The following is a 14,430-nucleotide window of genomic DNA, read 5'->3' as shown; positions in this document are numbered from 1 at the left end:
TAATTTTCTAATCATTTAAGATTTCCTACACTTTTCCCTCAAATCCCGTCTCAAAGCAATTTCGTAAATTCACACCCTAACGCGCTCAGGTACTCAGCTACTCAGGCACTCAGGCACTAAAAAAATGACGGCGCTCGAAGTCCTTCAAAAATACTGGCAACACGACACGTTCCGCGAACCGCAGGCCGAGATCATCGCATCGGTGCTTTCAGGTCGCGATACCGTGGCCATTTTACCCACGGGCGGCGGGAAATCTGCGTGTTTCCAAGTGCCCGCGATGATGAAGGACGGGCTTTGCCTGGTCGTTTCGCCTCTGGTCGCTCTCATGAAAGACCAAGTCCGCAATCTGCAGCAAAAAGACATCAAGGCGATCGCGATGACGGGCGGTCTGTCGCAGGATGAAATTTCGGATTTGCTCGACAATTGCCGATTCGGAAACTACAAATTCCTGTATGTTTCGCCCGAACGCTTGCAGTCCGAATGGATCGTCGAACGCATAAAGGCGCTGCCCATAAACCTCATCGCGATAGACGAAGCACATTGCATCTCGCAATGGGGACACGATTTCCGGCCCGCTTATCTCAGGATTTCCGAACTCAAACCGCATTTCCCGAACGTCGCCTTTTTAGCGTTGACGGCTTCGGCGACCGATCGCGTCCAAAAAGACATCGTCACCCAGCTGCAGTTGTCAAATCCCGCGGTTTTCACGAAATCATTCGGGCGCGAAAACCTGGCGTACATGGTTTACAAGGCCGAGGACAAGTTGTTCCGCACAAGCCAAATCTTAAAAAAATACACCCAGTCGTCCATAATATACGTGCGAAATCGCAAATCCTGCGTCGAAATATCGTCCCAACTGCAATCGATGGGTTTCACCGCAACCTTTTACCACGGCGGTTTGCATCCCAAAGACAAGGACAAGAACATGCTATCGTGGATGAACAATTCGGTTCAGATCATGGTCGCCACGAATGCCTTCGGAATGGGCATCGATAAGCCCGACGTGAAAACCGTGATCCACATCCAGCTGCCCGAAAATCTTGAAAATTATTATCAGGAAGCCGGTCGCGCCGGACGAAACGGCGACAAAGCGTTCGCGGTTTTATTGAACGGCCCGAGCGACGCACGAATCGCCGAAAACCAGTTCCTTTCCGTATTGCCCGACAAGGAATTCCTGACGAAAGTCTATATCAAACTTTGTAACTATTTCCAGATCGCGTACGGCGAAGGCATGGAGCAGGAATTTCCATTCAACCTCAATCAGTTCTGCGCTCAATACCAATTTCCGGTGATGAAGGCGTTCAACGCGCTGCAGTTTCTCGATAGGCAAGGAGTGCTCACGTTGTCTCAGGAATTTTCAGAAAAAATCACCGCACAATTCATAATCGAATCGAAGGAAGTCATGCGTTACATCAGCATGAATTCGCAGGACGAGGATATTTTGCTCGCGATCCTGCGCGGTTATCCTGGGATTTACGAGATGCCGGCTTCGTTGAACGTGTCGGCCATCGCAAAAAAATCGGGAAAACCTGATGTTGAAGTGTACGCGCTGCTTTCGAAACTCAAACAGCGGCAGGTCATCGACTACCAATCGCGTTCAAACGACGCCACGCTTACGTTCAACGAGGTGCGCGAAGACGAACGCACGATAAACCGCGTCTCGAAATACCTCGAAACCCAGAACAGACTCAAGCACGAACAACTTCGGTCGGTGATAGATTATGTATCTGACGACAGCCAATGCAAGAACAAACAGCTTCTCGCCTACTTCGGGGAAACCTCGGGCGATTGCGGCATCTGCTCCTATTGTATCGCGAAAAACAAACCCGATACAGGTGCGACTGCGCTGTCGGACAAAATAAAAATGTTGCTCGCGAGCGAAGATCTCGACTCTCGCGAAATCGAAAATTTGGTGCAGGAACCGTCGAATGCCGTTATCTTTGCATTGCGACAACTGCTCGAGGCCGAAACCGTCGCGATAAAACCCAACAACAAGTACTCCTTAAATAAAGCATGAAAAAATTACGCATCGTTTTTATGGGCACGCCCGAATTCGCCGTCGGTATCCTGGACGCCATCGTAAAAGCCGGACATGACGTCGTAGGTGTCATTACCGCAACCGACAAACCTGCAGGCCGCGGACAAAAAATCAAATATTCGGCCGTGAAGGAATACGCGCTCGAGAACGGTTTGACGTTGTTGCAGCCACCGAATTTAAAGGACGAGGAATTCCTGGGCGAATTGAAAGCGCTCGATGCGAACCTGCAAGTCGTCGTCGCGTTCCGGATGTTGCCGAAAGCCGTATGGGCGATGCCCGAATTGGGAACTTTTAATTTGCACGCGTCGCTGTTGCCTGATTACCGGGGCGCGGCTCCGATCAACTGGGCGATCATAAACGGAGAAACCAAAACAGGTGTGACGACGTTCTTCATCGACGAGAAGATCGATACGGGCGCGATGATCCTGAAAAAGGAAATCAAGATCGGCGAAAACGAAACCGCAGGCGAATTGCACGACCGACTCATGGAAATCGGGAAAGAAGCCGTGACCGAAACCTTGCACAAAATTTCAGAAGGAACGGCGGCGACGACGATTCAAAACGATATGTCGGAGCTAAAAACCGCCTACAAACTCGACCGCGATAATTGTAAGATCGATTGGACGAAACCCGCAAGTGAAATCCATAACCTGATCCGCGGACTCTCGCCTTATCCCGCGGCCTGGTGCTGGTTTACCGACAATGGATCAGAGCAGAACGTGAAGATTTACGAATCGCGCGTGGTTTTGGAGGTGCACGACAAACCCATCGGAACTATCGTTTCGGGCAAAAAAGAAATCAAGATTGCGGTTGCCGACGGATTTATCCAAATCATTTCGTTGCAACTTCCGGGTAAGAAAAAAATGACAGCTCAGGAGCTTCTCAACGGAATATCGTTTTCCGAATCGGCAATTGCGTCTTAGGTTGCGCCAATAAAGGGATGACAGAAAATTTTGGATTTGCAAGTTCCTTTATCAACAAAACATCCAACTTATCAACAAATCGTTTAAAAACACACGCGAAGTCTTGCGTAGTAAGGAATTCCTACTAAATTTGTTCAAGTAACTTATTGTTTAACCAATCAATTAATAACTATTATTATGAACAAATCAGAATTAATCGATGCTATTGCTGCAGATGCAGGAATTTCAAAAGCAGCTGCAAAATCAGCTTTAGAATCATTTTTGACTAACGTAGGTGGAACACTTAAAAAAGGTGGACGCGTATCGTTGGTAGGTTTCGGATCTTGGTCAGTTTCTCAAAGAGCTGCTCGTGAAGGTCGTAACCCACAAACTGGCAAAACTATCAAGATTGCAGCTAAAAATGTTGTGAAGTTCAAAGCCGGAGCTGAGCTCGAAGGTGGTGTAAACTAAGCAGTAAGCACATACGAAATTAGGAAGCCTTTCTTTTGAAAGGCTTTTTTTTTGTAAAATCCTCACCTTTTTTGGCGGTTCAAAAGTTTTTTTGTTAAATTTAAAGCAAAATGCGGCAAAGATGATTTCAGAAAAACTCAACAAAGGGCTTTTGCTGATAGCGGAACCTTCCATAATGGGGGATATTTCCTTCAACCGATCCGTTATATTATTAGCCGATCACAACGAAGATGGTTCCGTGGGATTCATCCTCAACAAACCGCTAAAATATACCGTGAACGACCTTGTTCCCGATGTAGAAGCGAACTTCAAGATCTACAACGGCGGTCCGGTTGAACAGGACAATCTGTATTTCATCCACAATATTCCCGATTTGATTACCGACAGCATCGAAATTTCGAACGGAATCTATTGGGGAGGCGACTTCGACAGGACGAAAAAACTAATAAACGACGGGCTGATCAAAAAGGAAAACATCCGATTTTTCCTGGGTTACACCGGTTGGGCGGCCCAGCAGCTCGAAGACGAGATGCAATCGAACTCCTGGATCGTGGCCGAAAACGTCTACAAGAACAAAATCATCGGCAAATCGACGAACGATTTCTGGAAAGAGAAAATCCTCGAACTCGGCGGCGATTATATGTTGTGGAGCAACGCGCCCGAAAATCCGATCCTCAATTAGGACAGCCTGACCTGGGCGTTTAGTTTCACGAGCAGGTCGGCAGCCAATTCAAAACCATATTCTTTTTTGCGATATTTCGTGATGGGCTGGATTCCCGTAATTACGTTAGTAAGGAACAATTCGTCGGCTTTCTGGAGATCGAAAGGCGAAATGACTTCCTCGACAACCTCGATATTTTCATTCTTTCTTGCGATCGCGAGGATTTGCTTGCGCATGACGCCATTGAGGCAACCCTCGGAAACAGGCGGCGTGATAAGTTTCTTGCCCGACAACATAAAGATATTTCCATTCAACGCTTCGATCACGTTTTTGCTGTCGTTGAGCAGCAGGCAATTGTCGAGTCCGTTTTCATCGGCAAAAATACTCCCTGTGATATTGATCAATTTATTTGTGCTCTTTATCGACGACAACAATTGCTTGGTCACGTAAAAGTCTTTGAAAAGATCGACCTCGTAAGTCGCATCTGAAAATGAATACAGTTTATTTTCAAGCGGAATCGCCGATGCAATCCATTCGACTTCATTCGTCTGCGGCAGATAAAAACCGCCACCGCTTCTATAAACGGTAATTCGCGCACGACCCGAGTCTGTACAATTTTCCGATTCGGCCGCCAAAAGCAACTGGGATTCGAAAAATTCCATCGTGAACGTCATCGGGATTTCCATGCGAACGATACGCATGGATGACATCAGCCTGAAATAATGATCTTCAAGAAAAAGTACTTTACCGTCGAGAATCCTCACGGTCTCGAAAACGCCGTCGCCCATCAAAAGGCCGCGGTTGTCTAATTTCGGATGTATCGGCGCAATGAGTCCGCCATTGTAATTGAGCATAAAAAAACCCTGAATAAATCAGGGCAAATATACATTTTAAAAAGGGTTTGTCTATACCGAGCCGATCACATGTTTCAAATCGGCGATTTGGTTTTCCCATAATTGCTTGGCTTCGTCGACTTCGTCCTCGTCGGCATAATCGACTACGAGAAGCGAGACGTCTTTGGTAATCTCGTCTTCAAGGATCCGGAGCTCGAAATAGAAGTCGCTGTCGTGGTTATTTTCATCGACCCAACGAAATTTTACCTTTTCGCCCGTCTTTTTTGAAGACAATCTTGCGCGTTCCTCAGTGTCATTCCAAATAAAAGTGAAGTATTCGCCACGCGAGTTTACGTTGTCGGCGAACCATTCCGAAAGTCCTGACGGAGTAGAAATGTATTGGTAAAGAAGTTGTGGTGAGGAATTTAAGGGGAACTCCAATTCATATCGCACTTTTACATCCATGAGGGTATTTATTTTTTGGAAATATATCGAATAAAAATCAAAACCGCCTCTTTTTGAAAATTATTTTTTTCCAAATTTATATTTGTGCAGATACAATTAAGTTTTATATTTGCACCCGCATTTAAGCCTGTTGGCAGAATGCGTAACCGCAAACCTGGCGAGGTAGCTCAGTCGGTTAGAGCGCAGGATTCATAACCCTGAGGTCACGGGTTCAACTCCCGTCCTCGCTACTCCAAAACCCTAAAAGGGATCTGATTTTTCAGGTCCCTTTTTTCATTTCCGCGCTGGGCAAATTCTTTGACTGACAGTCCAACTGTTACACTTCGAGACGTTTTCCCTGAACTCTGCGGGCAGCTACTTTCCCATAACCTGATTTTTAGACAGTTACGACAACAAGGTTTTTGTCGCCCGAAAATCAATCATAAAAAAATTCTTGTAAGTTTTTACACATAAAACAGATCATTTTGTGCATTTTATCGATGTTTTATGCATTTTACCGATAAAAAATTTTTTTCTTTTTGACTTAAAATATACTTTTGACCTGTTAAAATTTCTTTAATACCACGAAAGGAATTTACCATACCGATAGAACACACACAAAAACGGAATGTTATCTACTGAAAGTCAAACAAAACAAATTTTAACCCTGCTATTCGAATTAACAGCAGAACACACTAAAAACTGAGTTATGGAAAACTTTACTCAACTCGCTAAAAAATTATCGCTTTTAGTCCTTTTCTTACTTATTGGGAACGAGGCCTTCTCGCAATCACCACAAACTTTTGATACGACCAATACTTGGACGGTTCCCGCAGGTGTTACCAGCGTAACGGTTCAGGCTTGGGGCGGAGGCGGTCACGGTGCTTCCCGAACTTCGAATGGTCGAGGCGGCGGAGGCGGCGGCGGCGCTTATGCCGTGAAAGTCGTTGCGGTAACGCCCGGAGATGTGCTGACGGTCAATGTCGGCGGTGGTGCTACCGATGACAATGCCGGTGGCGACTCGTGGTTTATAGACAACACGATCGTATTGGCAAAAGGCGGTGCCAGCGCACCCGATAACAGCAATACAAACGGTGTCGGCGGTTCGCTCACACTATCGATCGGTGACGACACAAATTCAGGAGGTAATGGTGCGAACGGCGGTACGAACAGCGGCGGCGGCGGATCATCGGCCGGAACAGCAGCTGCCGGAAACGGAGCCAACGCGAACAACCAAACAGGAGGAAATGCACCAACAGGAGGCGGCGACGGCGGAAACGGTCGTGCCAGCAACGGAAATGGCCAAGATGGCGATGTTCCGGGCGGCGGCGGTGGCGGCGGATACAAATCGTCAGGAACGTCTACACGATTCGGTGGAGACGGTGGAAATGGCCGCGTCATCCTAACTTGGACAGCAGCCGCCGTTCCTGAAATCAATGTTCAGGGCGCGGGAGCAAACATCGCCAATGCCGACGCAACGCCAACGGCAGCCGACAACACTGATTTCGGCACTACCGATGTGACATCCGGAACAATCCAAAAAGTTTTCACGATTCAGAATACGGGAGCCGGAGCCTTAACGATCGGCGCTATAACATTTACCGGGGCAACAGCCGACTTCTCGATAACGACAGCTCCGGCAGCCACGGTTGCCAGCGGCGTAAACACTACGTTCACGGTGACATTCAATCCTACGGCACTCGGAATTAGAACGGCGGTGATATCCATCGCGAATAACGATTCTGACGAAGCGCCTTACTATTTTACCATTCAAGGAAATGGCGGAGATCCTGACATGAGTGTCCTTGGCAATGGAGTCGTAATCACTGATAACGACTTGTCGCCGTCAGTTGCCGATGACACGAGCTTCGGAACGACCGACATCGCTTCGGGAACAATCGTAAAAACGTTCACGATCACAAACACCTTGGCTTCGGGCACTATCTTAAATTTAGGCGCAATCACTTTCACCGGTGGAGCGGCGGCTGACTTTACGGTTACTTCAGCTCCGGCAACAAGTATAGCACCGGGCGCATCGACAACGTTTCAGGTAACGTTCAATCCGAGCGCGACAGGAGTTCGCACGACTTCATTGAATATCGCCACGAATGATCTCAATACTCCGATCTACAATTTCAATATTGAAGGAACGGGCGGAGATCCTGAAATCAATATCCAAGGAAACGGCATTAACATCGTAATCAATGACAGCGGGCCGTCAACGGCTGACGGAACTGATTTTGGCGCGGTGAACATCATCGGCGCTACGTCGGCGACACAAACCTTCGTGATCCAAAACACGGGTTCCGCTCCATTGAACATTACAGGAGTGACGATTACGGGCGGACAGGCTGGCGACTTTACAGTAACTACGCCACCCGCAACAACCGTTGCACCCGGGGCAAGCACATCATTCGTGGTGACGTTTAACCCAAGCGCTACCGGAATTCGCACTACGGTTATTTATGTTGCGAACAACGACTCGAATGAAAATCCGTACAATTTTACGATCCGGGGAACAGGAAACAATCCTGATATCGCCGTTTCAGGTAACGGAAACAATATCGCAATGGCGGCTGCAACACCTGTGGTAACCAACAATACCGAATTCGGTACGGTCAGCGTGACAGGAGGAACGGTCACAAGGATGTTTACCATTTCGAACACACTCGCTTCGGCCACGACACTTAACATCGGCGCCATTACCTTTACCGGTGCTGCGGCTTCAGACTTTACGGTGAGCACACCTCCAGCCGCTACTGTAGTTGCTGGTGGAACGACTAACTTTTACGTTACGTTCGATCCAAGTACGAATGGTTTACGCCAGGCAACCTTGTACATCGCCAACAACGACAGCGACGAAAATCCTTATTACTTCAACATCCAGGGAACTGGTGGCGAACCTGAAATAAACGTTCAGGGCAATTCGACCAACATACCTGACGGCGATTTATTTTCTTCGACGGCCGACGGAACCAATTTTGGAACATGGAATGTAGTTGGCAACACCAGCGACACGCATACGTTCACTATCCAGAACACAGGTCTTGCCGCGCTGATTATAAGCGGCATAACGATTACCGGTGCCAATGCAGGCGATTTTACGGTCGGGACAGCTCCGGCTGCAACCGTCGCCCCTGGCGGAAGCACTACATTTACGATCATCTTCAACCCAAGTGCGACAGGAATCCGGACAGCAACCGTCAACATCGCGAACAACGATGCGAACGAGGCAAATTATGATTTCGTAGTACAGGGAACGGGGAACGATCCTGAAATAAATGTTACCGGGGCAGGAAATACGATTCCAACCGGAAGCAACGCGCCAGTAATTACGAACAACACTGATTTCGGTACTACCGATGTTACAGCAGGCACAATCGTGCGCAGTTTCACTATCTCGAACGCGCTGCTTTCAGGAACACAGCTTACTTTAGGCACGATCACTATTTCAGGTGCTGCTGCTGCCGACTTTACGGTTACTGCGACTCCTGCCGCTACCGTAAACGCCGGAGCGACTACGACTTTCAGCGTTACGTTCAACCCAAGCGTTGCGGGATTGCGTACTGCCGTGATTTCGATTCCCAATAACGACAGCGACGAAAGTCCATACACGTTTGCGGTACAAGGTAACGGTGCCGATCCTGAAATCAACATTCAGGGCAACGGAATCGACATCGTCGACGGAGACACGACACCATCGACTGCCGACGGCACGAACATGGGAACGGTAGCTGTTATCGGCGCTACGACATCGACACAGACGTTTTACATCTATAACCTCGCCTCGGCCACAATGCCGTTGACGATTTCAGGTGTTACGATAACCGGAACCAACGCCGCCGACTTTTCGATAACGAACGCGCCGGCTGCTTCAGTTGCCGTTGGAGGCGTTACGTCATTCACGGTAACGTTCAACCCAAGTGCCTCGGGTGCAAGAAATGCTACGATTAACGTTGCCAACAACGATGGAAACGAAAATCCATACAACTATAACGTCCAGGGAACTGGAGTTGATCCGGAAATCAATTTGCAAGGAAACGCCGTAAGTATCGTAGACGGCGACACTACGCCTGCAACTGCCGACTGGACTGATTTTGGAGCGACGACTGTCACTGGCGGAACAATTACACGTACGTTCACGATTTCAAATCAAAGCACAGGAACAGCTCCATTGGATTTGGGCGCTATTACCGTGACCGGAGCGAACGCCGCCGACTTTACGGTGACACAACCGGCAACCACGACACTTGCGGTAAATTCAAGCGTGACATTTACGGTAACGTTCGACCCGATCGGTACAGGAACGAGAAATGCCACGATCAATATCCCGAACAACGACAGCAACGAATCTCCTTATGATTTTGCCGTCCGAGGTTTCGGAAATGAGCCGGAAATGGAAATCACGGGTAACACACTTACGATCTCTGATGGCGACAACACGCCTTCAGTTTCTGACAACACCGATTTTGGTACGGTTTCAATCGACTCCGGATCAACGTTCGTGACATTCGTGATCAGGAATACCGGCGTGGGACCATTGTCAATCGGCGGAATTTCATTCGCAGGTCCTGACGCATCCAACTTTTCAGTTTCTCTGGCTCCGGCTTCATCTGTAGCACAAGGAGGAACAACCACGTTCCAGGTAAGTTTTAACCCGTTGACGATCGGAACAAAAACAGCGACTATTTATGTGATTAACGACGACAGCGACGAAAATCCATACAATTATATAATAACAGGACTTGGCGTTCGCACGTATGCCGACACCGATGGAGACGGAATCACCGACAACATCGACATCGACGATGATAACGACGGCATAATCGACACGCTTGACCAGAGTAATTGCGCGGCTTCAGCATTCGCCGGTTCAATCGAGCACACGTTCCTTAACGAAACTTTCGGAGCCGGAACTACAAAAGGACAGATCAATATCAATATTCCGGGCGCTACTTGTTCGTACTGCTTTGAAGATGGTGTCGTGCAGCCGAACACTACTGCCTGTCCTAACCAATCAAGCGGAATTCTTGACGATGGCGAATATGTAGTCGTACACCGAATTGCGAATACGACCTCAGGCCACCCTGACAACATCCACTACGATTTGGCATGGAACGGTTTTGAAGATCACACGACCGGCGATACTTACGGACGTATGGCGGTATTCAACGCGAGTTATGCGCCTCAGGTATTTTACGAAACGACTATCAGCGGCGTAATGCCGAACGTGCCGATCACGTACAGCTTTTGGGCGTTGAACATCTTGTCATCATCGGTTTACAACAACTCGATTTTGCCGAACATCACGGTTGAGTTCCGCGATATGTCGAATAACCTTATCTCGAGTTACAACACTGGCGATATCGGCCGATGCACCGCCGGAAACAGCAACAACAGCTGTACGGCCAGCGAATGGAGACAATACACCACGAGCGTGAACTTGGGTAACCTTACCTCGTTCATCATCCGATTCCGCAACAACGCGCCGGGTGGTAACGGTAATGACCTTGCGCTTGATGATATTACGATCAAACAAAACTACTGCGACCGCGACTTTGACGGAATCGGAAACATCTTTGACCTTGATTCAGATAACGACGGAATTCCTGACATCGAAGAAGCAGGTTTTGTTTCGCTAAGCGGCGGAAAAGGTATCATGGATTTAACCGGCGGAACTTGGGCGGACACCAATGGAAACGGTCTTCACGACAATATCGACGCGATGATTTCAGGAGGAACGTATTTGCTTCCCGATACTGACGGAGACAGCGTCCGCAACTTCCAGGATCTTGACAGCGACAACGACAGTTTGTTCGACGTCGACGAAGCAGGACTCGCCAATGGAGATGGAGATGTCGAAGGAAACGGTGTCGGCGACGGCATCGATACCGACAAAGACGGAATCCTCGACGTTTGGGATACGGTTACCGGTTATGGAACCGCAGTTCGTCCGTCAGCACAGAATACCGACGGTTTAGGAAATCCTGATTACATGCAGATTGATTCCGACGGAATTGCGCCACGCGACATACAGACATCGCTTTACGCAAACCTCGATACAAACAACGACGGCGTGATCGATGGAAATCTCGACGCCGATAAAGACGGAATACTCGATAACTTCGATACGAAAGCAACGGTTTTGGGATCGCCACGCGACCTTGACCGAAAACTATATCTTTATTTCGACGGACGAAACGACTATGCCATTGGCGAACAATTGCTGAGTTCGTTGCCTTCAGCCTCGATGATGAGCTGGATAAAACTTACTGACGACGTCTCAACCGACACATATACATCTGAGGGCGTCATAATGGGACAAAGCAACTTCATGTTGCGCGTAAACGGTTCTCGCCAGGTTGTCGCAAATATAGGTGGCGTTACGCTTACGTACAATGTCGCGCTTGACGTTGACCGCTGGTATCACATCGCTGCAACATATGACAGTAGCCTGCCTACGCAAAAATTAAAGCTGTTCGTAAATGGTACGATGGTAACATCGGCAAACAATACCTCGCTGGGAAGCGGACTTACAGCCAGTACTACGCCGCTAACCTTAGGGAAAAGCCCAAGTTACAGCACGTTGTATTTCAAAGGAGCGATAGATGAAGCCCGTGTGTTCAACAACGGACTGACAGTGGATCAGGTACAGAAAATGGTCTATCAGGAAATTCAAGCCAACGGTTCGGCTATCCGCGGGGAATTCATTCCTAAGGACATCGAAAGCACATCGTGGACATCGTTGATCGGTTACTATAGAATGGACGTTTTCAAAAACGACGTGATCGACAATTACATTACGAGCGGTCCGGATATCGGAACAAGTTCAACTTTTGCACGCATCTACAACGTGAAAACGATCCGTTACCAGCTTGCTCCGTTGCCTTTCACAACGACATTGGCAGGAAGCTTGGACACGGCCGTAAGCCAGAACAATTTCGTGAATGGACCCGATGTATTCAACGTGCCTTGGTCTATCGTCGACGTGAGACACAACATCAACCTACCGGTAAACCAGACCTCATTGGGTATGATCATCAAACCGGGAACGACCGTGAATCTTACGAACGACAACAAGCTCGAAAACAGCTGGTATTTGAAACTCGACGGAAAACTTGACCTTCAAGGGAAATCACAGTTGGTACAGACGCAATTCAGCGACCTTGCGGCGAACAGCATCGGTTACATCGAACGCGACCAGCAAGGAACGGCGAATAAGTTCAATTATAACTATTGGGGATCGCCGGTTGGCTCAATCAACGCTACGACAAACAATAACAGCTACACCGTGAACAGCGTGTTGCGCGACGGAACGAACCCGGCAAACCCACAAAACCTACTGTGGACGACAGGTTACAACTCATCGGCGACAAGCCCGATCACATTGAGCAGCTATTGGATCTATAAGTTCCAGAACACGTCGAACAGTTACTCGAACTGGGTTGCCGTAGGCCAAAACGGAACATTGCTCGCCGGACAAGGATTTACGCTTAAAGGAAGCAGCGCGATCAGTGAAAAGCAGAACTACGTATTCGTAGGAAAACCGAACAACGGCACGATCACGATGCCTGTCGGGCCGAACAACCTGAATCTCGCAGGAAACCCGTATGCTTCGGCAATCGACGCAAACGCATTCCTTACGGCCAACGCAGCCGTAATCCAGGGATCGTTGAGTTTCTGGGAGCATTTCACAACCAACAGCTCTCACGTTACGGCGGCTTACCAAGGTGGTTATGCCTACTACTCTATCGTCGGCGGCGTGCCTCCGGTTGCGCATCCTGACGCGAGTGGCTTGGGTTCAAGTACGAAAACTCCGAAGCGTTTCATACCTGTCGGACAAGGATTCTTCGTAAAAGGAAACGCAACAGGCGGAACGATCACGTTCAACAACGCACAGCGCGCGTTCATCAAGGAAGACAACGCGACGTCGTATTCGATGTTCCGTCAGACTGCGGCTACATCTGAACCGAAAGCCGTCGGAAATGAAGAAGATATCGTTGCCCGCGAGAATATCGCTTACAAGAAAGTACGCCTCGGTTATAATTTCGTAAACGGTTTCCACCGCCAGATTCTACTCGGTTTCATGGACACCGAAGCGACTCCGGACTACGATCCCGGTTACGATGCCGAATATTTCGACAACTATCCTGACGAAATGGTATTCAAATCAGGCACGCGCAAGTTCACCATTCAAGGTGACGGATATTTCAACGTGAACAACAGCTATCCGCTGAACGTGAAATCCGGAACAGCCGGTACCGTGAAATTCACGCTCGACGACACTGAAAATCTCGACGCTTCACAGCCGGTTTACATTTTCGATGCCCAAACGGGAATCTACCACAACCTTCGCGACGGAGCGTTCACGTTCACGACCGCAGCGACGACGTACGGCGACCGTTTCTTCCTGAGATTTACGGATCAGGTTGGAATGATAAACAAAGACGTTCCGTCAGAATCAGTGGCCGTTGCCTACGACGAACAGATAAGTGAGCTTGCGATCCGAAACGAGATCAAAGACGTCACCGTGACCAAAGCGACCATGTACAACATGTTGGGTCAATATCTTGCCGAGTTCGACGTTACTGGACAGGAACAAACCAACATCAGGATTCCGCTCAAGAACATCGCAAGCGGAACATATATCCTGAAAATGGAAAGCAACGGAGGTTCATTCTCCCAAAAAGTAATTATCAAGTAACACCCTTTTTTCCCCCTTTTTCCCCCAAAAAAAAAGCCTCTTCTTAACGAGAGGCTTTTTTCTTTTTTATATGATTCGAATTCTAGAAAATGTCCGACAGCATGTCTTTGAGCGCGTTCAGGTTCACCGTCGTTTTGTCGCCCGAAATCAAGTTCTTTATCGTGTAATTCCCTTCGAGAAGTTCCTGTTCCCCGACTGTCACCACGAACGGGATATTGCGTTTCTCGGCATACGTGAACTGCTTTGCCTGTTTTGCATTATCGGGATACAAATCCACGCGCACGCCTGAATTTCTCAGAGCCGTGACAGCCTGCATCGCAAACTGCGCCTCGCCTTCCCCGAGATTCAAGAACAACGCGACAGGTGAAGTCGTGACC

At 48.5% G+C, this 14,430-nt stretch carries 8 protein-coding genes and 1 tRNA gene; 6 read left to right on the top strand and 3 right to left on the bottom strand.

The window, feature by feature from the left end; all coding sequences use genetic code 11:
- The first annotated feature begins 124 nt into the window (after positions 1-124).
- The 4 genes from EOO50_RS03995 (at position 125) to EOO50_RS03980 (ending at position 4,093) form a co-directional block, all read left to right on the top strand.
- Positions 125-2,017, top strand: coding sequence for an ATP-dependent DNA helicase RecQ (locus tag EOO50_RS03995; RefSeq protein WP_290838133.1), 1,893 nt, complete (start codon positions 125-127; stop codon positions 2,015-2,017).
- Positions 2,014-2,961 carry a methionyl-tRNA formyltransferase gene (gene fmt / locus EOO50_RS03990; RefSeq protein WP_290838132.1) on the top strand — a complete coding sequence of 316 codons (948 nt, stop codon included), beginning with the start codon at positions 2,014-2,016 and terminating at the stop codon, positions 2,959-2,961. The genes EOO50_RS03995 and fmt overlap by 4 nt, the downstream gene beginning before the upstream one ends.
- 177 nt (positions 2,962-3,138) lie before the next feature.
- Positions 3,139-3,411, top strand: a complete 273-nt coding sequence (locus EOO50_RS03985) for an HU family DNA-binding protein (RefSeq protein ID WP_290838130.1) — start codon at positions 3,139-3,141, stop codon at positions 3,409-3,411.
- A 121-nt stretch (positions 3,412-3,532) separates the two neighbouring features.
- The gene (locus tag EOO50_RS03980; protein ID WP_290838128.1) at positions 3,533-4,093 is read left to right on the top strand and encodes a YqgE/AlgH family protein; all 561 of its coding nucleotides are present in this window, start codon (positions 3,533-3,535) and stop codon (positions 4,091-4,093) included.
- On the opposite strand, the gene EOO50_RS03975 is transcribed toward EOO50_RS03980, so the two are convergent.
- Positions 4,090-4,926: an aminotransferase class IV gene (locus tag EOO50_RS03975; protein ID WP_290838127.1), complete on the bottom strand. Its 837-nt coding sequence runs from the start codon at positions 4,924-4,926 to the stop codon at positions 4,090-4,092. The genes EOO50_RS03980 and EOO50_RS03975 overlap by 4 nt on opposite strands.
- Before the next feature lie 51 nt (positions 4,927-4,977).
- Positions 4,978-5,370: an START-like domain-containing protein gene (locus EOO50_RS03970; RefSeq protein ID WP_290838126.1), complete on the bottom strand. Its 393-nt coding sequence runs from the start codon at positions 5,368-5,370 to the stop codon at positions 4,978-4,980.
- Positions 5,371-5,526: 156 nt separating this feature from the next.
- Between EOO50_RS03970 and EOO50_RS03965 the strand changes: the two genes are divergently transcribed.
- Both EOO50_RS03965 and EOO50_RS03960 read left to right on the top strand, forming a co-directional pair.
- Positions 5,527-5,600: transfer RNA gene (locus tag EOO50_RS03965), tRNA-Met, on the top strand.
- Positions 5,601-6,058: 458 nt separating this feature from the next.
- The gene (locus EOO50_RS03960) at positions 6,059-14,053 is read left to right on the top strand and encodes a choice-of-anchor D domain-containing protein (protein WP_290838125.1); all 7,995 of its coding nucleotides are present in this window, start codon (positions 6,059-6,061) and stop codon (positions 14,051-14,053) included.
- Between the two features lie 82 nt (positions 14,054-14,135).
- Here EOO50_RS03960 and EOO50_RS03955 read toward each other — a convergent pair.
- On the bottom strand, positions 14,136-14,430 hold a 295-nt coding region (locus EOO50_RS03955; RefSeq protein ID WP_290838123.1), incomplete at its 5' end, for a His/Gly/Thr/Pro-type tRNA ligase C-terminal domain-containing protein.

The organism is Flavobacterium sp., assembly GCF_004211145.1.
GTDB lineage: Bacteria > Bacteroidota > Bacteroidia > Flavobacteriales > Flavobacteriaceae > Flavobacterium.
This window is presented reverse-complemented; position numbering and strand designations above follow the sequence as displayed.

Bases quoted from the DNA above. Each gene is read 5' to 3' on its own strand.
- EOO50_RS03995 (WP_290838133.1), top strand. From the start codon at position 125: ATGACGGCGCTCGAAGTCCTTCAAAAATACTGGCAACACGACACGTTC.
- fmt (WP_290838132.1), top strand. From the start codon at position 2,014: ATGAAAAAATTACGCATCGTTTTTATGGGCACGCCCGAATTCGCCGTC.
- EOO50_RS03985 (WP_290838130.1), top strand. From the start codon at position 3,139: ATGAACAAATCAGAATTAATCGATGCTATTGCTGCAGATGCAGGAATT.
- EOO50_RS03980 (WP_290838128.1), top strand. From the start codon at position 3,533: ATGATTTCAGAAAAACTCAACAAAGGGCTTTTGCTGATAGCGGAACCT.
- EOO50_RS03975 (WP_290838127.1), bottom strand. From the start codon at position 4,926: ATGCTCAATTACAATGGCGGACTCATTGCGCCGATACATCCGAAATTA.
- EOO50_RS03970 (WP_290838126.1), bottom strand. From the start codon at position 5,370: ATGGATGTAAAAGTGCGATATGAATTGGAGTTCCCCTTAAATTCCTCA.
- EOO50_RS03960 (WP_290838125.1), top strand. From the start codon at position 6,059: ATGGAAAACTTTACTCAACTCGCTAAAAAATTATCGCTTTTAGTCCTT.